The organism is Pseudomonas sp. JS3066 (genome assembly GCF_036328175.1).
Classification (GTDB): Bacteria; Pseudomonadota; Gammaproteobacteria; order Pseudomonadales; family Pseudomonadaceae; genus Metapseudomonas.
Map to the genome: position 1 here is coordinate 4,731,616 of NZ_CP143312.1, position 19,796 is coordinate 4,751,411.

The following is a 19,796-nucleotide window of genomic DNA, read 5'->3' on the forward strand; positions in this document are numbered from 1 at the left end:
GTCACCACTCCCGGTAAAGCGTGCCATTGAGTCCACGGCCGGAGGACAAGGAATAGACGTCGAACACGTCCACGCCGGGCCGCGGGTCGTTCGCCGGGCGGGTATAGGCGCGCAGGCCCCAGTTTTCCTCGGGCTCCAGGCGGGTGTCGGCGAAAGGATCGCGTGGAATGCGGCGCAGGAAGTAGATGCGCTCGCCCTTGATGCTGCGCAGGTCACGCACCCCTTCCACCAGTACCGAAAGCGACGCCGGGTAACCGGAGCTGGCGGCGGATTTCTCGATATGCCCGGCGTCCGCGGCCAGCTTGTAGGCATCGATGGCGTCGCGGATCTCGTAGAGGGCGGCCTTAAGTGCCTGTTCCTTGCCACGCTGGATCACGGTTTCGGCCAGCGGCGCGGCCATGCCGGCAAGCAGGCCGAGAATGGCCATGGCGATCACCAGTTCGATCAGCGAGAAGGCAGCCTGGCGTTGCATGGTTCAGGGCCTCCCACTGATGGGAGCGGGGCTGACCACCACCGCCGGTGCATCGGGCAAATCGACGCCAAGGGCTTCCACCGGGCCGCGCACCGTCGGCACGCGCATGCTGCTCTCGGTGCCCGAGGGGAACTCCATGTCGTAGGGGCTCTGGTACGGCAGGTTGCGCACGATGCGCGGGGTGATGGAGAGCACCAGCTCGGACTTGGCGAGCTGGTCGTTGTTGCTGCCGAACAGCCGGCCGATGCCGGGAATGTCGCCGAGGCCCGGAATCTTGTTGCCGCTGTTGGACTGGTCGTTGCGCACCAGGCCCGCCAGGACCTGAGTTTCGCCGTCACGCAGGCGCAGAGTGGTCTGGGCGTTGCGAGTGTCCACCTGGACCGGGATGGTGCCCGCCTGGGTCGGGGTCAGAGGAGTGGCGTTGCTTACCTCCAGGGCGATCTTGATGGCCACCTCGTTGTTCAGGTGCACCGTGGGCTGTACCTCCAGCTTCAGGCCGACGTCCAGGTAGGTGATGCTCTCGGTGATTACCGGGCCCTGGGTGGAAGGCACCGACGTGGCGCTGACGATGGGTACCCGCTGACCGATATGGACACGGGCCTGCTCGCGGTTGCTGACGCGGATCACCGGGCTGGCCAGGGTGTTCACGTCGTTGTCCTGGGCGTTGATCTTCAGCTGCGGCGACGGCGAGATGCTGATGCGACCGGAATCGATGCCCTTGAGCTGGTCGAGAATGGTCACGGGCGAGCCGTCGTCGTTGATCACACCGAAGGTGTTGGGCCATTGCAGGCCGAGGTCGAGGATGCGCTTGCGCGATACCTCCATCACTTCCACTTCCAGCACCACCTCGGGGTTGGACTGGTCCTGGGCCTGGAAGAGTTTTTCCGCCATGCGCACGGCGTCTGGCGTATCGCGCATGGTCAGGGTGTTGAGGCGCTCGTCGATGAACACGTCGCGGGTTTTCAACAGCGTCTTGACCAGGTTCATCGCCGTCGCCGCGTCGGTATTGGTCAGGTAGAAGGTGCGCATCACCAGGTCCTGGTAATCCTTCAGCTTCTGCGGCGAGTCGGGGTAGACGACGATGGTGTTGTCGTTCACCACGCGCTGGTGCAGCTGGTTCTGTTGCAGCAGCAGATCCACCGCATCCTCGATCGGCACCTCGCGGACGAAGATGGTGGCCTTGAGGTCCGGGCGCACATCCTTGTCGAAGATGAAGTTCAGTCCCGAGGTCTGCGCCAGCACTTCGAAGATCACCTTGAGGTTGGCGTCGCGAAACTCCAGGGTCACTGGCCGGTCCAGTCGCGAACGCAGCTGCGGATAGGGCACGGCGGAGCGCGCCTGGACCACTTCGATGCTGCGTTTCAATTCGCGGGCGCCTTCATGCTCGGGGTCCAGGGCGAAAATGCCGCGCACCTGGCGCGAGGCGCCGACCACATCACCCCGGCGCAGGTCGGTCTGGCCCTGGCGCAGCATGTCCTGGATGTTGCGCTGTTGCTCGATCATGTGCAGGCCGTCCAGCGCCCGCTGGTTGTGGCTCTCGATGCGCAGTACGCGCTCGTAGTTCAGGCGTGCGGTGGCGAAGTCACGCTGGCTGCGTGCGAGGTCACCGTTGCTGAGCAACGCCTTCACTGCGCGCTCGCGCTGGGTGGTCAGGGCCATCTGCGCGCCGACATCGCGGGGCGACTCGCGCGCCGTCTGCTCCAGCTTGGCCAGGCCTTCCTCGAACTGGCCGGCATCGATCAGATCCAGCCCTTCACGTTGGGCCAGATTGGTGGCGCAACCGGCGAGTAGCACCAGTGCCAGGCAGCAGGTCAGGCGGCTCATAGCGAACTCCCCACGACCAGGGTCTGGGCGATGTCCAGGGGCAGGTAGACCAGCGTCATGCGCTCGGGATCGATGCGCTGGACCTTGTAGGTCTTGTCGATCAGGTCGCCTTCACGCACCACCAGCACTTGCTCGCCGCGCATCAGGAAAACCTGCATTTGCTGGCGGTCATCCATCTTGCCGATGAACTTGAACGGCAATGGCGGCGCGGTTGGCTTCGGTGGCGGGGGTGACGCCACGGAGGCCATCGCCGGAGGCGGCGGTGGTGCCACATACCAGCTCTGCACAGCGAACAGGTCGGCCGCCGGTACCGCGACCTCGGACAGCGCCGACGCCACTGGCGCAGGTACCTGCGCGGCGGTCTCGGGCGTTGCCGCCAGGCGTGGTGGGCGCGGCATGGCCATGGGTTCGGCCTGCTCGCTGAAGAACTCAGGGACCACCGCCAGAACGGCGGCCGAGCCGAGGAATGCCAACCAGAACAGACGGCGTGCCATGGTCACCTCGCCAGATACAGGGTCATGCGGATACGCCCCTCGAGTTCCGAGTCGGCAATCTGCTTGCGTTGCAGGTCCACCTCTTCCAGGGCCAGGGCCGGCAGTTGTGCCTGCAGGCCATGGAGGAAACGGCGCAGTTGCGGGTAGCTGCCGCGCACTGGCAGCAGTACCTGGTAGCGCGCCAGGCGGGTCTTGGGATCGAGTCCGAGGGCGTATTCGCCACGGGCCAGTGAGATGCCCTCTTCCCTGGCCAGGGCGTAGATGCGGTCGATGGCGCCGGTGGCGTCCAGTTGCGCCGGCAGGTTGCGGCGGAAGTCTTCCAACTGGGCCGACGACGCGTCACTGGTCGGCTTGCTGGAAACGACGCTGGCGGCAGCCGACAGTTGCGCGCGATCCGCAGCCAGTTGGAGATCCAGGTTGGCCAACGCCTGGCGCGCTGGCAGCAGCCCCAGCAGGGCATAGCCCAGGGCCAGGGCCAGCAGTGTGCCGCCGGCCAGACCCGGCCAACCGAGGCGCCGGGTCTGTTCGATGAGGATCAGCCTAGGGACGCGCATCCTTCACCCCCCAGTTCGCCAGCAAGTTGAAGCGAATGGGCCGCTCGGCCTGCTCGGTGACCATTTCGTGGTTGAGCAGCGAGACATCGCTCAGCGCGTCGCTGGCTTCCAGTTCCCGGTGGAAGGCCAGCATGGCCGGCAGGTCGCGCGCCTCGGCGGAGATGCGCAGCTGGCCCTTGCGGGCATCGGGAGTCAGGGACAGCAAAGCGATGTCCTTGCGCGACTGCCCTTCGAGCATGGCGAACAGGCCATCCCACGGCAGGTTCATCTGTGCAGTGATGCGCCGCAGCTCCGCCACGCTGGCGGCGCGGGCCTTCTCTTCTCCGGCCGAAAGCGGTGCTTGGCGCAGGCCGCGTTTCTGCAATTGCTGATCGACGCGTTGCAATTCGGCAGTGCGTGCATCGGTCTCGGCGCCAATGTCCTGGTGCGCAGCGAGCATCAGCACTGACATCAGCATCCCGCCGCCGAGCAGCAGCCAGCCGGGGACGCTGGAAACAGGTTTGTGCTGGAAGTCGAGATCGATCTGGCGCATTTCAGCTCACCGTCATCGCCATGGCGTGCAAGGGGTCCTGGTACTGCCCGTCTGGCAGCACGGCATCCAGACGGGCGACGTCAGTGGCGAACTGGCCGGTGCGTCCTGGTGCATGCAGGAAGAAGGCAGCCGGAGCGCCCTGCTCCAGGCCACGGAGTTCGCCTTCGCGGGCGATCAGGTCATTCAGCGCCACGTCGCTTTCGTCCAGCGTCACCGAACGCACGGTGGCCCAGCGACCGTCGCGCGCCAGCAGCAGGCTGCCGCGACCGGGTTCGGCCACCAGGAAGAGAAAGTCGTCCATCGACAGCGCGGCGCGGTAGCGGTTGAAGGCGGCGACCAGATAGGGCTGCACCGACGCGAGTCGCAGGCCACTGGCCTTGGCCAGGCTGCGCAGCTGGGTCAGCAGCTCCTCCGGCATGGCGGCGGCCAGGCGCGGCTGGCCGGCGGCTTCTGGCGCCAGACTCAGGTTCCAGCCTTCGCCCAGGGTGCCGTAGATGTCTTCGAAGCAGAGGCGCGCGTAACCGGCCAGCTCCTCGGGGGTGTTGATGGCTTCGCTCCAGGGCACCAGGCAGAAGCGCGTGTAGTGGCTGGCCAGCAGCACCTTGAGCATTGCCCGCTCCGGCTTGCGCCCGGCCAGCAGGGTTTCCAGTGCCGCCACGGCGGAGGGCCAGGACAGGCCGCCGACGGTGTCGAAGGCGGTGCTGCCGAGCCACTGGCGGTCACGGCACCGGAACAGGCCCACGCTGCGGGGCCCGAGCACGGCGATGTAGGTCTCAGGCCACAAAGGTGACACGGTTGATCTCCTCCAGCGTGGTGCGGCCTTCACGGACCAGGTCCAGGGCCGAGGTACGCAGCAGGCGCAGGCCGCGTTTGACGGCCAGTTCCTTGATGCGGCTGATGGGCTGGCGCTCGATGATCAGCTGGCGCAGGTCATCGTCCAGGCGCAGCAGTTCGGCGATGGCGGTCCGTCCGCGATAACCGGTGCCCCGGCATCGCCCGCAGCCCGGGCAGGTGATGAAGCGGTACTGGTGCGCACTGGCGGGGTCGATGCCCGAGGCCAGCAGCTCTTCCTCGCCCGGCTGCACGACCTCGGCGCAGCTCGGGCAGGCCAGGCGGATCAGGCGCTGGGCCAGCACCGCGTTAAGGGCGGAGACGAAGCTGTAGGGGTCCACTTCCATCTGACTGAAGCGGCCGATCACGTCGAACACGTTATTGGCGTGGATGGTGGTGAACACCAGGTGACCGGTCAGCGCCGACTGCACGGCGATCTGTGCGGTGTCGGGGTCGCGGATCTCGCCGACCATGATCTTGTCCGGGTCGTGGCGCAGGATGGAGCGCAGGCCACGGGCGAAGGTGAGGCCCTTCTTCTCGTTCACCGGGATCTGCAGCACGCCGGGAAGCTGGTACTCCACCGGGTCTTCGATGGTGATGATCTTGTCCACGCCGTGGTTGATCTCGGTGATCATCGCGTACAGCGTGGTGGTCTTGCCGCTGCCGGTGGGGCCGGTGACCAGCACCATGCCGTAGGGCTCGGAGGCCAGCCGGCGCAGACTGCGCAGGGTGCCGTCCTCGAAGCCCAGGGCCTCCAGGCGCACGCCGTTGACCTGGTCGGCCAGGTCCTGCTTGTCGAGTACCCGCAACACCGCATCCTCGCCGAAGATGCTCGGCATGATGGAGACGCGGAAGTCGATCTGCCGGCCATTGATGCCGATCTTGAAGCGCCCGTCCTGGGGCACGCGCTTCTCGCCGATGTCCAGCTCGGCCATCACCTTCACCCGCGAGATGACCTGCTCTGCCAGCTCCATGCCGGGCACGCGGCTGCCGCCACCCAGCACGCCGTCGATGCGGTACTTGATGGACAGGCCGTTGCCGGTCATGCCCAGGTGGATATCGCTGGCGTGCAGCTTGAGCGCGTCATAGAGAGTGGAGTTGACCAGCTTCACCACCACGCTGGCGTCTTCGCTGATGCGGGCCAGGGAGAGGGTTTCAAAAGACTCGCTTTCCTGCACGGTGCCGGCACCGGCCTGCAGGGAGTCGACGGCGTGGAAGCTTTCCTCGTGGCGTTCGAGGAAGGCGGCCAGCTCGCGGGGATGCACCAGGTGCAGCTGCGCGTCCTGGCGTTGCTCCTCGATCCAGGCCAGCCGCGACTCGTCGAAGGGGTCGGCGAACACGCCAAGGGTTTCGCCGTCCAGCTCCAGCAGCACGAACTCGCGCTTCAGGGCCAGTGCCAGGGGAATCCGTTCGAAACAAGGTATGCCGCGGCTGAGGGCCTCGAAGGCCAGCACCGGGTAATGCAGGGTGCTGCCCAGGTGCCGGGCGAAGGCATCCGGCGCCAGGTTGGCCAGCTCGTCCAGGGCATCCACCAGACGATGCCCCAGCTCGTCCGAACGTTTGCGCGCGGCGCGCATCAGTTCGGTATCGAAACGCTCCGGTACAGGCTGCGTCAGGAGCTGGCTGTCCATGGTTGTACCTCCAGGGGCCATGGCGGTCCGGTCTTGCCGGAATCCGCCTTTGCCTGGACATACGCACGCATCGTGCCAGCCGATTTGCTCGCTGGAGAGGCTTCTAAGTCGCTGATTTGCAATGGGGGTGGTTTACCCGCCATCGGGGGTTCCCCCAAAACCGGGGGAATGGCCGATGTTGGCCAGTGGCTATCCCCAGAAGTGGGGGATGGCCTTTCGCGGGATCCCTGCCGGCTCCTTCGCGAATGAATTCGCTCCCACAGAAAAGCGGGACTGCGAGCTGCACGGATAGCCCCCTCTCCCTCCGGGAGAGGGTGAGAGTGGCTCCTCCGTGCGGCACATCATTGAGGAGCCCTGCGGCTTCCGCCGCGAATGAATTCGCCCCCACAGAAAAGCAGGCCCTGCGGATCGCCGACCTACAACACCACCAGCACTTCCACCCTGCCCTTCTCGCGCAATTTCTCCAGCGCCAGCTCGCGGCCCTGGGCTACGCGTTGGCCAATGATGTATTGGCGCACCAAAGCCAGGGCGCGCGCTTCTTCCATGCCCGGGTCGATCTGCGGTTTCAGGCTCTCGAAGGCGACGCGCACATCGGCGTCACTGGGCGGGTCCACATGGGCGATTTCGTCGAGGACGCGGCTGGCGACCAGCTCGTGGCGCAGGTAATCGCGATACGAGGCCTCGTCGAAACCGGCCTCGTCCAACGCGCGGGCAAAACCCTGGGTGTCAGGGAAGGCGGCCTTCATTTCGGCCAGGCTGCCGCTGATTTCCTCATCCGACACGCTGATGCCCAGTCGGCTCGCCTCCTGCCAGAGCAGTTCCTTGTCGATCAGTTGCTGCAGCGCCTCACGCTTCAGGCGCTTGTAGGCCACCGGGCTGCGGATGGCGCCAACCTGGCGGCCCTGGATCTTCAGGTAGTCGGCAAAATGCCGCTCCAGCCGGAAGTTGCTGATGTCGGTGCCGTTGACCCGCGCGGCAATGCCGGTTTCCCCGGCCAGTACCAGGGGCGTGAGCAGGCCTATGACCAGCCCGAACCATGGATTGCCTTGCATGTCCTGTCCTCCCCTTCGTGACGCTTAGAGTCGCGTGTCCACCTTGATGAACTTGCCCAGTGGCCGGAAGCTCTGGCCGTGCAGATCGACGGTGACGATATGCGCGCCGGCCAGGCCCACCCGCTGCCCTGGCCCGAAATCCAGCGCCGGGGTCAGGCCGGTGCGGAAACCACGCAGGCCTTCCAGGGCGCTGACCAGCTTCTTCCGGCTGGCGTCCCGACCCGCGCGCTTCAACCCCTCGCTGACCAGCATGGCGGCGCAGTAGGCGCCCACCTGCAATGCCGCGTGCTGACCGCCCAATCCCTGGCTGCGACGAATCGCCAGCAGCGCTGCCTCGCCTTCCGGGGTCCAGTCGGCGGGCATGAATGGATAGGCGAGGAACACCCGTTCGGAGAAACGCGGCGGAATGCGCAGGGCGCTGCTGGCAACCTGCGCCGAGGCGGCGAACAGGTAGGGCGAAAGGTCGTCTGCCTGGAGCCGGTCGGCGAGCCGGGCGAAGTCCTCCGACTGGCCGAGGAAGAACACACCCTGCGCCCCCCTGGCTGCGGAGCTGAGGGCACTACTGCCGTTTTCGGCGTCGTAGCCCAGCAGGCGTACCCGCGACCACCCCTGGTCCATCAGGCGCAGGGCCAGGGATTCTGCCAAGCCCTGCTGCCGGGCCTCCCCGGGGTAGACCACCAGGGCTTCCGACTGCTCCAGGCCGAGGTCGCTGCTGGCGTAACCCGCCAGGGCGAAAAGCTGCTCGCGCAGGCCCGGCAGGGCATTGAAAACCAGCGGATTGCTTCCAGCTTCATCGAACAGGGCCAGTGGCCCCACCAGCGGTACGCCAGCCTTACCGATCGACTCGGAAAGGTCGCCATCCAGCGCCGGCACCAGGGGTGCCAGCAAAGCGAAGACCTGATCCTCGGCGAGCAACTTCTCCAGCGCCCTTTGTGTGCTTTGCCGGTCCATGCCGGGGTCACGCACCACCAGCGACAACCGCCGGCCATGGATGCCGCCCGCCTCGTTGACCTGCGCCAGGGCACCGCGCAACACCGCCTCCACCGTGCGCCCCAGCTCGGCCAGGGGCCCCTGCGTTGGCAGCAGTGTCCCCAGGCGCAGCTCGGCCTCCTGCACACCGGGATCGTGGTCATCTTCCAACCGCTTGAGATAGGCGGTGAGATTGGCCATGTCACGCAGGGACATGACGAAGCGCGGCATGGCCGGGTCGAGGCGGTTGCCGGCGGGGTCGCGGCCCTCGCCCACCGCGCGGGCCAATGCGCCCTCGTCGTAGGCCCCATGGTTGCGGCCGTTGGATTGCCGCTGGCCATAAGGCAGGGAAAGGCGCCGCCAGGTGATATCCGGTGGGCGCACACCGCCTTCCGGGCGCCCGCGGCCATCGGCGCCGTGACAGTTGGCACAGCGCATCACCGCCGCCGGCACCAGGGTATCGCCGGCACCGACCCGCGCGCTGATCTCGCCATTGGCCGAGCCCATGCCCTCCAGGTAGATGCGCCGACCCGCCGCTTCCTCAGGGCTGAGTTCCAGCGCAACGGCCAGGCCCGCCTGGGCGATCAGCATGACCAGCAGCAGGGCGCGCCACATGGCTGCGGCCCTCAACGCCCGGCCACGGGCATGGTCATCAGTTGCAGGCGCTGGGCGATGGCATTCACCGGCGCGTCGGGGCGGATCTTGCTCCAGCGCTTGTTCGGCACATCGCCGGCGATCAGCAGGGTCGAATGGGCCTCCGGGCTTTCACCCAGTTGCCCCAGGCGTGCCAGCACCAGGTCCATGTTGGCCTTGTCGCCGGTCAGGAAGATCCAGTTGGGCGAATCCACGCCGTGCTTGGCGGCGAAGGCCTTGAGCACTTCCGGGGTGTCGTTCTCGGCATCGCTGGAAAGGGAGATGAAATACACCTGCTTCGACAGGTCTTCGCCCATGGCTTCGCGCACTTCCTTGAGCTTGCGGGTGATCAACGGGCAGGCGTCATTGCAGTGGGTGAAGATCACGTTGAGCATCACCAGCCTGCCCTTCAGTACGTCGCTGTAGAAGCGCACTTCCTGGCCGTTCTGGTCGCGCAAGAGCGTATCGGTGAAATAGGTCTGGGCGTCCGTCGTGCCACCGGCCTTCAGGGGCTGGGCAGCGGGGGCATTGGAGGCCGGGGCGGCTTCATGGTTCTCGTGGCCTTCGTGGGCGTTGGCGACGTTGGCCAGGGCCATGGCCAGGACGAGCGGGAGCAGGCGCTTCATGGGTGGGTCTCCTGGGCAAGGGCGTCATGGCTGCGGCCGCCGTGTTCGCGGGCGGCGCTGAGCTCGTCGACCCGCGCCATCAGCACGGCGGGATCGGTGAAGCCGTAGAAGCGGGTCCACTGCTGGGTGCGGCCATCGCCCACCATGATCAGCGGCGGGTGGTCCTGGTAGTTCGCGGTCCAGGTGCCGAGGCCCTTGAGGGTGTCGGTCACGGCCTCGCTGGTGCCGGTGACCCAGCGCCAGCCCCCACCCGCGTCGAAGCGGCCGGCATATTCGTAGAGACGTTCAGGGGTGTCGCGCAGCGGGTCGATGCTGAGGGAAATCAGCTGAACGTCGCGACCGGCGCGCTCGCCCAGTTGTTTCTGCAGCTTCTGCATGATCGCCGAGATCACCGGGCAGACCGTGGTACAGCTGGTGTACACGAAGCCCATGACGACGATGCGGTCGCCGACCAGGTCGTCCTTCAGGCGCAACTCGCGGCCATCCTGGTCCAGCAGCGGCACATCGGCGAAGACCACCTGGGCGCCCGCCTGCGAACTGGCGTGCCCCTGGTGCTGCGCATGCGGGTCGGCGACCATCTGGGCCATATGAGCGGCATGTTCTTCCTGACGGTGGTCCGCCAGAACAGGGCCGGCAACGAGACCCAGGGTGACCAGCGCGGCAGCGATGCCAGTTTTCAACGGTTCCATGGTGTGCTCCTTACGGGTTGGTCCGTGCCTGGCCCTGGACGGCACGCAGGCTGGCATAGGGTTGCGAGCCGAAGGGCATGCCCAGGGAGGACGAGCCCACGTGCAGGTAATACGCACCGACCTGTTTCAGCTCGATCGGCGCCTCATAGACACCCTCGCCCACTTCCACTGCAGCCACCTCGTAGGGGCGTGAGGCCGGCGCCTGGAAGTAGCGCACGCGCAGGTCGGCAATGCCGGTCTTCGGCTGGTCGGCGCCGCCCTGGAGAATGCGGAAGCGCGCCTTGGTGGTGGCGCCCGCAGTCACCAGCGGCTGGTCGATGAGGAACTCCACACGCGGCTTGTTGCGCTGGGCGGCCATGGCCTTGTTGGGCTGCACATCGGCGCTGAAGCAGTGGGCGATCTTCGGCTGGTTGAGCATCACCGCCAGGTCGAACTTGCCCGGTGCCGGCAACTTGATCCGGCTGCTGAACAGGCCCGGCTCGACTTCGCGCATGCTGCGGTCAATGACCCGCGCGGCGCGGGAGGTGTGGCCCCGATTGAGGTAGCCGGTCATGGGGGCGTTCATGCCTTCCATGTAGAAGTAGGTGGTGTTGTCCACCGGGTTGACCACGAACACGGCGCCTTCATCGCGAGCCTGGCTGAGGCCATCGGCCAGTGGCAGCTCGCCGGCCAGCTTGGGGGCAGCGGGACCTGCCTCGAAGGCCTGGACGATGATCTGCTTGTCTTTGCCCAGTGACTCCAGGTTGATCATGCTCACCTTCGGCGACGCCAGGCCGCGCACATAGGCGTAGTTGCGGGTGAACACCAGCTGATAGGGCTCGGCGGTGATCTCGGCGCGCTGGACGATCTCGTCACTGCCGGCATCCAGCACCAGCACCTGGTCGTTCAGGCTGTTCAGCGCCAGGCCGAAGCGACCGTCCGGCGTGAAGCGCAGCGGCCCCAGGCCGTGGCCGGCATCGATCACCTTGCGCACCTTGAGGCTGCGGGCGTCGATGACGGTGACGGTGCCCGCCTTGCCGTCGCTCACGTAGAGCGCACCGGAAAGGTTCGACAGGGCCAGGGACAGCGGGCTCGGCCCGGTCTCGATGTCCTGCACCTTCTTCAGGCTGGCGACATCCACGACCGTCACCCGGCCGGCATCGCGACTGCTGACGAAGGCAAAACGCGAGTCGGCGCTGAAGGCGATTTCGTGATGGCCGCCACCGGTGGCCAGGGTCGCCACGGTCTTGCGTGCCTGGGTGTCGATCACGGTCACGCCGCCCTCCTCCCCGCGCTGGGCATTGTTGCCAACCCAGAGGTAGCGGCCATCCGGCTGCAGCGCCACGCGCACCGGCTCGGGCCCGGCCGGCAGGTTGCCCAGCACCTTGAATTCGGTGGTATCCACCACCGCCACTTCCCCCGCACTGGGCATGGAAACGTAGAGCAGGCGGTCGTCGGCGCTGGCAGCCCAGTCCATCGGTGGGCGCTTGAGAGCGACGCGAGTCAGGGTGCTGGTGATGCCGCCCACCGAGGTCACCGGATCGATCACGGTAAGGGCGGAATCCTTGTTCATCACCACCAGGTAGTAGCTGTTCAGGTCCACCAGCGGGCGTGCGCTGAGCACGCCCTTGAGGTAGGTGCCGATGCGTACCTTGCACTGGTCGGCCTGGCCTTCCGGCAGCGCCTGGTCGAGCCAGGCCCCCGGTACCTGCCCGGCCAGCGGCTGGCCAGTGGTGGCATCAGAGATGCGCAAGCGGACATCGGCAAACATCCCTTCGGTGAGCACGCCATCGCTGCCCAGCGGCCGGGCCTCGAACTCGATGGCGACGCCATCGCGCACCAGACGCTGGGAAACGCCAGCCGGCGCTTCGGCCGCAGGGACCTGGACGGCCAGCAGGCCGGTGAACAGCAGCAGGCTGGAAGCTTTGTGCAGGGCTTTCATCTGGCGTCCTTCCCCTTGGTCTGGACCTCGTGCTGATGCAGGAGCAATGCCTGTGCCAGCCGTTAAAGGTCAACAGATTCAACGACTTGTGAAGTCGTGGACGGGCAGAGCCCGGATTATTCCCCACCCATATCCCCTCTTTTGGGGGAACGCTGCCCGGCAGGTTCGAGCCCGCCTGAAGCCACCCTCTCCCCCGTCCCCTCTCCCTGAAGTGGAGAGGGGTGACTCGCGCCGGCAGCACCCTGCCCCGGGAAGCCAACCTTGTGGGGGCGAATTCATTCGCCAAGCAGGACGCAGTTCTCTCTGGTGAACGATCCGCGGATGCCCGGAAAAGACAATCGCAGGCCATGCCTGGCCTGTGATTTCAGTGTCATGGCTGGCCGAGCTCGATGGGCCCACCGCAGAGTGGGTAGAGGCACGAAACCCATCGGCAGAGTGGACCTTCGGGAGCGAATTCATTCGCGAATGAATTCGCTCCCACAGTCGTTCATCAGGCCCTACTGCTCATTGGTCACCCGCAACAGACCCCAGACCCCGCCGACGTTGCCGAAGGCAGCGTAGTCCCGGTACAGGTAATCCCCCGGCACCGCGTTGGCGCCACCAGCACTGGGGATCGACAGGCTGTAGTGCGCCGCCGGCAGCACGCTTTCCTGGGCACCGATGTAGAGCGCCGCCGGGTTGATGCCGAAGCGCAGCGAGCCGATGCCAGCGTTCTTCTGCGGGTACCCCCAGACGTCCAGCTTCTCGGACAGGAAGGGGTTGAACGCCCAGACATGGCCATCGAGCTGGAAGGTCATGCCACGGCTACCGCCCGAGGGCATGGTCACGTGGGTACGGAACGGCTGGCCGGGCTTGACCTTCATGATCGGGGTCAACGGGTCGCCACCCACCAGCTCGTTGTTGTACGCCATGTGCGCGTTGGGTACGTCGCCCCAGCCGTGGCCCTGGGCATGGCCGAAGGGCGCGTCCGGCGCCTTGCCGAAGCGGTACCACAGCGGCTCGCTCTTGTAGTTCACCGCCATGCCGGAGTTGTCCTTGGGATCGGCCGGGATGCCGAAGCCTTCGGAGGCCATGTTTTCCACCGGCCGGCCATTGGCCCAACGCATGTTCAGCGACTTGTGCAGCACCAGCGAGAAGTCGCGGTACGGCGTGCCGGACAGCGGGGTCACGGTGGCGGCAGCACGCATGCCGGCGTCCTCGACCCAGGTGGCGCCTTGCGGGGCGATGCTCATGGCGCCGGCGAGGCCTTTCTGGCCCTGCTTGACCGGGTCGGCCGGCAGCAGGTTGAAGCCACCGAACTCGACCGGGGTCGCGGTGATGTTGTCGACGCTGCGGCCGAGCTGGGTCACCGGTTTGCCCTCGCGTTCCAGGTGGCCGACGTAGAACTTGTAGCTCTTCGACGGCCAGGCGCCGCCCGCCGCGCCGCGCGGCTCGACCGTCTGCACCGGGTTGATGCCGACGTTGAAACCGTCCGACTTGGTGATGTCGTACGCCAACAACTGGGTGTGCAGGCCGACATGGCTGGAGGGCCGCATCATGTTGTTGTTGAAGGTGGTTGGACCCTGCGCGCTGTTGCGGTCGCGCTTGACCAGGCCCTGCATCACCGCGTAGGTCGGCAGGTCAGGCATCGTCTGCGGCAGGCGGTTTTCCAGGGTGATGTTCACGCAGTCGCCAGCGGCAGCGCGCAGCACCAGCGGCTCGACGGGCACGCCGGGCTTCAGCTTGCCGGTGAGCGGGTCCAGGTCGGCCTTGCGCACATAGAGGATGGCGGTCGGGTCATGCAGCGGGCCGGACTGGCCGCCGATGGTGAACACCTCGCCGTCTTCCTCGTCGATCACCGTTGCCTGCGCAATGGTCACCGGCCGCGCGTTGAACACCAGGGTGCCACCCTGCGGGTTGAGCGGCCCGCCGGCATGCATGCCCGCCCCGGCCGGATCGCCGATGGTCAGGCCCAGCGGATTGCCGAGAATGTCGTTGGCGAGCGCCGCGACGATCTCGTAATTGCGCTGCACCGTGGTGCGGGTACCAATGCCATTGGGGTTGGGGCTGGTACGTGGGCACACACCATCGAACTGGGTGGTGTTGCGCGACGAGACCGGGCGCGGGTTGTTCGGCAGGGCGAACAGGTCGGTGCGCGGCTGGGTGTAGTTGCGCATCACGCCCCAGATGCCGTTCCAGTAGCCCTCGATGGAGGCATCCATGTTGTAGAGGTAGTCGGCAGCCTCATAGGTGGTGTTGCCGGACATCATGGTCACCGGGGCGACGAAGCCGAACTGCTCGGAGATGCCAACCATCTGCGAAGCCTTCCATCCCGAGTTGCCGCTGTTGCCGAAACCGGTGCCCGAGTGCAGCCACTTCACGCCGTGCAGGGTGACGTTGTGCTCCTCCTCATGGCCACCGGCGTGCATGCGCAGGCGCACGTTGTCGCCGGAGTATGCCCGCAGCAACGGAGTGAACGGGTCGCCCGGCAGATCGCCGCCGAAGTTGATGTGGGGCGGGAACGCGGTGCTGGCACCGGTGGGGCCGGTGGCCGAGCTGATGGCGCTGGGCGCCAGGTTCAGCGCGGGAATGGCGCGATCGGTACGGGTCTGCAGGGCATAGGCGAGATCGCCCGCCAGGCCGTCGGCCTGCATGCCGGGCTTGCCGTCCGGGGCCACCTTGTTGGGGTCGAAGATGCGCAGGCCCACAGGCTCGTTGCGGTAGTTCACGACGAACATGCCGGGGTCATCCACCGAGATCGCCTGCGGGCAAGGACGGCTCGGGCAGCCCAGGACCTGGCCGCCAGCAGCCTCACGCACCGACTCGAAGAGGTTCGAACCGGACTGGCGCACGGGAGGGTTGATGGCGTAGCGGAAGCTGTCCATTGAGGTCGGATAGGCGCCGGCATCCGGGATGCCGTCAGGACCGGCGCCGACGTAGACGCCCGCCTCGTAGGCATGCTGGAAGTCGCTGTACTCCATGAAGAACTCGCGGAAGCTGTCGTTCTTGCCGTCGCCATCCAGGTCGCCGGTGGCGATCACCGCCTGCCAGGAGGTCGGGCCGCCGTCCTGGCGTCCACTGTAGAGCGGCTGCCCGGTTTCGCCGTGGTACCAGCTGGAGCCGGCCGGCTCGGTGAGCACGGTGGCGTAGAGGCCGAGCTGCTGGTGGGTGGACGGGCCGAAGTGGTCGTGGGTGAAGATGTTCCCCAGACCGCGGTCGACGTTGTAGGTATTGATCAGCGGGTCGGCGAACCAGCGCTGCAGGGTGGTGCGCGCACCCAGCCAGTCAGCGCGGCCGAACTGGCCGAAATACGGGTGCTGCCTGGCCACCGGGCACTCCTGGGAACCGTCGCGCGGGTCGGCGTCGACGCAGTGGTTGTACTCGCGGATGGCGTGGATGCGTTCCACCACGCTGGCCGGCGAGAGGGTGCCGTCCTCGTAGTTCCAGCCATTGGCCGAGCCGTCGGCCGCGGTCAGGTCCCACTTCGGCAGGTGGATGTGTTGGCCGATGATGTCGGTGGGGGTGCGCACCTGGTAGTCGTCCAGCTCGTACACCGCCGGGATCAGGTTGGTGTGCTGGTACATGGTGCAGTCGAAGGTGTTCATCCGCATCACCAGCGGTTCCGGCGGCTGCTGCTTGTTGATCACCGGCCAGGCGTCTTCCCAGAGCGCGAGGATGCGCGTCTGCGGGAAGTGATAGCCAACCTTGTTGAACACGGCGTCGAACTGGATGTTGGCGCCCTTGTAGACGCGCGGGCGGTCGGCGGTGTAGGCCGAGCTGCCGGTGAAGGACTGGCCGTTGATGGTGTCGCCGCTGTTGTAGCGACCGACTGCGGAGGCCTGGATCAGGCGCTTGCCGGTGTCGTCCATGCACGGCTCGTAGTACGGCGCACCGCCCACCGGCAGGCTGCCGTTGGTGCGGAAGTTCTTCGCCTGCACGGCGCCGCTGGGCGACACGGCGAAGCTAGGGTGGCTGGCCTTGGCGTGGAAGGCCATGACCGACTGTTCGACGTCGGTCCCCTCTTCCGGGATGAACACGGCCTTGGCGCGGTGGACCACCTTGGAGAAGTCCAGGGCGCTGGTGACCACTTCGGCCTCACCGCCAGCGGACACACCGTCGAGGGTGTGGCGCGGCAGGCCGCCGTCCCAGCCACCGGCCTGGGCCGGGTCGATGTTTGCCCACAGGGCATTGCCCGAATCACGCAGGCTCTGGGCCCTGGCGGTGTCGAGCATGTCCAGTGGCGGAGTGCTGGGGCGTTGGCCAACGGTGCTTTCGATACCACCGATCCAGAACGGGAAGCCCGGGTTTTTCAGGGTGCCGTCGGCGTTGCGGTTGGCCTCGCTGCGGTCCACCAGGGCCACCGAGCCCACGGCCTTGCGTTCAGGTTCGTGGTTCGAATCGTCATCGCCCTCTTCGTGCTCGTCGTCATCGTCGTTCGCAGCCACCAGTTCTTCGCCGTACTTGGCGACCACCGTGACCTTGCCCGGCATGGGCGGCATGGCCTTGCCCGGCAGCGGGACGATAGCGGGAATCGGTGTACCGGCGACGATTTCGCCATCCGGCAGGGCGCGGGCGCCCTGTGCAGGCAGGCCGCTGCGCAGTTCGAAGGCCTTCTTGTGATAACCGTCGTCGCCTTCCTCGGATACCGCCAGGCGGGTGCCTTCCTCGAATACATCGTGGATGCGCCACATGGCCCACATGCCCTGGGCGAAGTGCGGGTAGAAGTGGCAGTGGTAGATGGCATCGCCCGAGGTGCGGTTGCGGTTGCCGGAGCCACCGTTGGCGATTTCGTAGGTGTAGCCCGAGCCCGGCCCGATGCCCTGGGCATCGATGTAGTCGGAGTTGTCGTCATTGGGGTTGAACAGCCACTGGTGGCCGTGCAGATGGAATACATGCTGCTCGTAGCCGTTATGGGTGTTGCGGAAGCGCACGGCATCGCCGATGTAGCTGTGGGCGACGTTGGACGGCTCGGCCGGGAACAGTGCCATGGTGGCCTTCACCCCGGTGGTGCCCTCCGGCGGTACCTGGCCAGGCAGGATGGCTTCCAGGCCGACGTTGGCCGGTACGTCCACCTGCATGGCGATATCGCCGACGGCGTGAGCGCTGAGGAAGAACTCTTCGTAGGCGCAGGACAGGCAGTCATGCATCGGACCGACACCGAGACGGTTGGCCACCACCTCGGCACCGATACCGCCAGCGCCGTAGTTGATCATGAAGGAGTCGCGGGTCGGTTCCAGCACATGGCCGAACACCGGGTCATTCCAGTAGCCGGGAAAGGCCTGGGCCACGGCGTTTTCGTCATGGAACACGGACGAGAAATCGCGGAAGGGTTCCAGGCGATTGGGCAGCGCCGGGTTGCGCTTGCCGTAGCTTTCCAGCGGGTAGGTGTTCTGCGGGAAGGTGCCATCGGGGTTGGGGCCCATGACCACGGCATCGGTGTCGCTGGAGATGATCTCGCCGTTGTCCATCATGGCGATCACCGGCAGCCCGGCCTTGCCTTCCTCGTTCCAGGGCGCAGCCTGTGGATAGCGTTTTTCGTAGTCGATGATCGGCTGGCCGGCCGGGGTGCGTCCGGTGGTGGCCAGGCGCATTTCTTCTTCGGTGATCACGTTACGGTAGGTGCGGGCGCCCTTGGGCAGCACCACCACCTGGGCGAACAGGCCGTTGGCGGTGTTGCCGCCGGTGCCTTCACCACCAAAGGTGGCGCCGTAGCTGGTGGCGGCAAAAGCGCCCTCGCGCTCGGCATACAGGGTGTAGGTGCGGCTGCCACCCGGCGGGGCCAGGTTGTTCTGGTTGCGGCCAGCGTTGGTGGCGATGTCGCCAATGTCGTTGACCGCCTGCATGCCGTTGACCTGGAAACCGACATGACGGTCGGCGACCTGCTCGTCTTTCTTGAACAGCGGGTCTTCGGGATTGTTGGGGTTGGCCTGGTAGGCCAGCAGGTTCTGCAGGTTGATGGTCAGGCAGTCGCCTGCGGCCACCCGTAGCACCAGCGGGCGAGGACGCTTGTCCGGACGCAGCGCCACCTCGCCGGGCACTGCCGCGCCGCCCTGGGTGAGCGGCACTTCGTTCCGGTCCACCACGTCACGACGCAGGGCGAACATCATGCCGTTGATGTTCTGGGCACCGAGGCGGTTGAACATCAATGGCTGATCCAGCGCCACGACATTGGCCACGAGGTTTCGCTGGCACTGCACGGCCGCCCGTGCCTCCTCGGTGGAGAAGAGCGCGCCCAGCAACAGGAAGACGCCGCCCAGATAAAGAGATGCCCTCGGGGCACCATCGGAAATGGGGTTTGCACTGCGCGAAGGGTTAGTCCGTTTCATTTGGCTGACCTCGGTATCAGGTGCACGGATGCCAAGAGAGGGCAGGACTGATCGAGCAATGCCTGTGCCATCAGAGCAAGGCCTTTAAAATCAGATAGTTGTAATCGCCAATGGGGGAATTGCCAGTATTTCCCCCACCCGATTCCCACCCAATTCCCCGGTTTCTACGGGGTGGGGGCGATGGGGCGTGGAGTGATTCGTGAAGGGTGATTTCAATCGTGATGGAGTGCGTGGGGGCAGGATAAAAAGAGCGTTATCCCCCCTACGCACCCTGCGGCGAACTCGTTCGCAATCGGCCAGCACCTCGTAGGGTGGACGACGCTTTTCCGTCCACCAGGTGGAGTTCGATTCAGCGCCGGCCTGTTCAGCGACTGAAGTCGCCCCCACAGAAGAATCCATGGCCCGAATGCAATTCCTGTGGGAGCGAACTCATTCGCGAATAAATTCGCTCCCACAGGACTATGGAATCGGGGTGATGGCGGTGAAGGATTCGCAGGAAAACGCCCCCGCATCTGGGGAATTTCCCCACTAGCGGGGTCGTTTTGCGTCGGCCTGGAGGCGCTGGTAGTGACCCAGGACACTGGGCACGTAGCGCTGGGTTTCCGGGTAGGGAGGAATGGCACTGCCATAGGCGAGCACGGTCCCGGGACCCGCGTTGTAGGCGGCCAGGGCAAGGGAGAGGTCATTGTCGAACATCGTCATCAGGCGCTTCAGGTAGCGCGCGCCGCCACGCACGTTGGCGGCCGGGTCGAACACGTCCTGCACGCCCAGGTCCTTCGCGGTGTCGGGCATCAACTGCATCAGGCCGGCAGCGCCCTTGGGCGAGAGGGCGGAAGGATCGTAGTTGGATTCGGTCTGAATCACAGCGTGCAACAGCTCCGCCGGCAGTTCGTAGTCGAAGGCCGCCTGGGCGACGATCAGCGCGTAGCGCGGGGCCTTGGTCCTACCTTTGCGGATCGGCTGGACCAGGCTTGGGGCCTTGGCCAGCAAGGGTTTCTCACGGGCCACGCGAACCAGTTTGCGATCACTGCGCTGGATGTTGGTGAGGGTGATGCTGCCGTCCGCCGAGACAACCCGGAAGATGTCGGCATGGGCGCAGAACGCGCTGCTTGCAAGGATGCTGGACAGCACCAGGACGGGCACTCTGATCATTGTTCTCTCCCTGCGGGGCCGGAGCCCTTGGGGTTGCTCGGTGCTGTTCCGTCAGCAAAGCACGTGCCGGAAGGTCGGTCCGGCGATGTGTCGCCCCCCTCGCCCGTCTGT

Annotated in this window: 14 protein-coding genes; all 14 read right to left on the reverse strand. The window is 66.2% G+C overall.

Annotated features, from left to right (window positions below; genetic code table 11):
* Window position 1: 1 nt before the first annotated feature.
* On the reverse strand, window positions 2-472 hold the full coding sequence (locus SA496_RS22420) for a type II secretion system protein (protein WP_330114487.1): 471 nt from the start codon (window positions 470-472) through the stop codon (window positions 2-4).
* A gap of 3 nt (window positions 473-475) precedes the next feature.
* Window positions 476-2,296 carry a type II secretion system protein GspD gene (locus tag SA496_RS22425; protein WP_330114488.1) on the reverse strand — a complete coding sequence of 607 codons (1,821 nt, stop codon included), beginning with the start codon at window positions 2,294-2,296 and terminating at the stop codon, window positions 476-478.
* Entirely contained in the window at window positions 2,293-2,790 is a 498-nt protein-coding gene (locus SA496_RS22430; protein ID WP_330114489.1) for a secretion system X translation initiation factor, read from the reverse strand. The genes SA496_RS22425 and SA496_RS22430 overlap by 4 nt, the downstream gene beginning before the upstream one ends.
* A 2-nt stretch (window positions 2,791-2,792) precedes the next feature.
* Window positions 2,793-3,344: a GspMb/PilO family protein gene (locus SA496_RS22435; RefSeq protein ID WP_120654440.1), complete on the reverse strand. Its 552-nt coding sequence runs from the start codon at window positions 3,342-3,344 to the stop codon at window positions 2,793-2,795.
* Window positions 3,331-3,876, reverse strand: a complete 546-nt coding sequence (locus tag SA496_RS22440) for a PilN domain-containing protein (RefSeq protein WP_120654439.1) — start codon at window positions 3,874-3,876, stop codon at window positions 3,331-3,333. Before SA496_RS22440 ends, SA496_RS22435 begins: the two co-directional genes overlap by 14 nt.
* 1 nt (window position 3,877) lies before the next feature.
* A complete protein-coding gene (locus SA496_RS22445; RefSeq protein ID WP_330114490.1) occupies window positions 3,878-4,669 on the reverse strand; it encodes a hypothetical protein in 792 nt (263 codons plus the stop codon).
* Complete coding sequence (locus SA496_RS22450) at window positions 4,650-6,338, reverse strand: GspE/PulE family protein (RefSeq protein WP_330114491.1); 1,689 nt, start codon at window positions 6,336-6,338, stop codon at window positions 4,650-4,652. Before SA496_RS22450 ends, SA496_RS22445 begins: the two co-directional genes overlap by 20 nt.
* A gap of 416 nt (window positions 6,339-6,754) precedes the next feature.
* Window positions 6,755-7,390, reverse strand: a complete 636-nt coding sequence (locus SA496_RS22455) for a SurA N-terminal domain-containing protein (protein WP_330114492.1) — start codon at window positions 7,388-7,390, stop codon at window positions 6,755-6,757.
* 24 nt (window positions 7,391-7,414) lie between these two features.
* Window positions 7,415-8,974, reverse strand: a complete 1,560-nt coding sequence (locus SA496_RS22460; protein ID WP_330114493.1) for a cytochrome c/ABC transporter substrate-binding protein — start codon at window positions 8,972-8,974, stop codon at window positions 7,415-7,417.
* An 11-nt stretch (window positions 8,975-8,985) separates the two neighbouring features.
* Window positions 8,986-9,618 (reverse strand): SCO family protein, encoded by a 633-nt coding sequence (locus SA496_RS22465; protein ID WP_120654434.1) that lies wholly within the window; start codon window positions 9,616-9,618, stop codon window positions 8,986-8,988.
* Window positions 9,615-10,307, reverse strand: coding sequence for an SCO family protein (locus SA496_RS22470; RefSeq protein ID WP_330114494.1), 693 nt, complete (start codon window positions 10,305-10,307; stop codon window positions 9,615-9,617). The genes SA496_RS22465 and SA496_RS22470 overlap by 4 nt, the downstream gene beginning before the upstream one ends.
* A 10-nt stretch (window positions 10,308-10,317) precedes the next feature.
* Complete coding sequence (locus SA496_RS22475) at window positions 10,318-12,228, reverse strand: cytochrome D1 domain-containing protein (protein ID WP_330114495.1); 1,911 nt, start codon at window positions 12,226-12,228, stop codon at window positions 10,318-10,320.
* Between the two features lie 497 nt (window positions 12,229-12,725).
* Window positions 12,726-18,533: a manganese-oxidizing multicopper oxidase MnxG gene (mnxG, locus tag SA496_RS22480; protein ID WP_330114496.1), complete on the reverse strand. Its 5,808-nt coding sequence runs from the start codon at window positions 18,531-18,533 to the stop codon at window positions 12,726-12,728.
* 528 nt (window positions 18,534-19,061) lie between these two features.
* Window positions 19,062-19,685: a lytic transglycosylase domain-containing protein gene (locus SA496_RS22485; protein ID WP_153920590.1), complete on the reverse strand. Its 624-nt coding sequence runs from the start codon at window positions 19,683-19,685 to the stop codon at window positions 19,062-19,064.
* Between the last annotated feature and the right edge of the window lie 111 nt (window positions 19,686-19,796).

Bases quoted from the DNA above. Each gene is read 5' to 3' on its own strand.
- SA496_RS22485 (WP_153920590.1), bottom strand. From the start codon at position 19,685: ATGATCAGAGTGCCCGTCCTGGTGCTGTCCAGCATCCTTGCAAGCAGC.
- SA496_RS22470 (WP_330114494.1), bottom strand. From the start codon at position 10,307: ATGGAACCGTTGAAAACTGGCATCGCTGCCGCGCTGGTCACCCTGGGT.
- SA496_RS22430 (WP_330114489.1), bottom strand. From the start codon at position 2,790: ATGGCACGCCGTCTGTTCTGGTTGGCATTCCTCGGCTCGGCCGCCGTT.
- SA496_RS22420 (WP_330114487.1), bottom strand. From the start codon at position 472: ATGCAACGCCAGGCTGCCTTCTCGCTGATCGAACTGGTGATCGCCATG.
- SA496_RS22440 (WP_120654439.1), bottom strand. From the start codon at position 3,876: ATGCGCCAGATCGATCTCGACTTCCAGCACAAACCTGTTTCCAGCGTC.
- SA496_RS22425 (WP_330114488.1), bottom strand. From the start codon at position 2,296: ATGAGCCGCCTGACCTGCTGCCTGGCACTGGTGCTACTCGCCGGTTGC.
- SA496_RS22450 (WP_330114491.1), bottom strand. From the start codon at position 6,338: ATGGACAGCCAGCTCCTGACGCAGCCTGTACCGGAGCGTTTCGATACC.
- SA496_RS22435 (WP_120654440.1), bottom strand. From the start codon at position 3,344: ATGCGCGTCCCTAGGCTGATCCTCATCGAACAGACCCGGCGCCTCGGT.
- SA496_RS22455 (WP_330114492.1), bottom strand. From the start codon at position 7,390: ATGCAAGGCAATCCATGGTTCGGGCTGGTCATAGGCCTGCTCACGCCC.
- SA496_RS22460 (WP_330114493.1), bottom strand. From the start codon at position 8,974: ATGTGGCGCGCCCTGCTGCTGGTCATGCTGATCGCCCAGGCGGGCCTG.
- SA496_RS22475 (WP_330114495.1), bottom strand. From the start codon at position 12,228: ATGAAAGCCCTGCACAAAGCTTCCAGCCTGCTGCTGTTCACCGGCCTG.
- SA496_RS22465 (WP_120654434.1), bottom strand. From the start codon at position 9,618: ATGAAGCGCCTGCTCCCGCTCGTCCTGGCCATGGCCCTGGCCAACGTC.
- mnxG (WP_330114496.1), bottom strand. From the start codon at position 18,533: ATGAAACGGACTAACCCTTCGCGCAGTGCAAACCCCATTTCCGATGGT.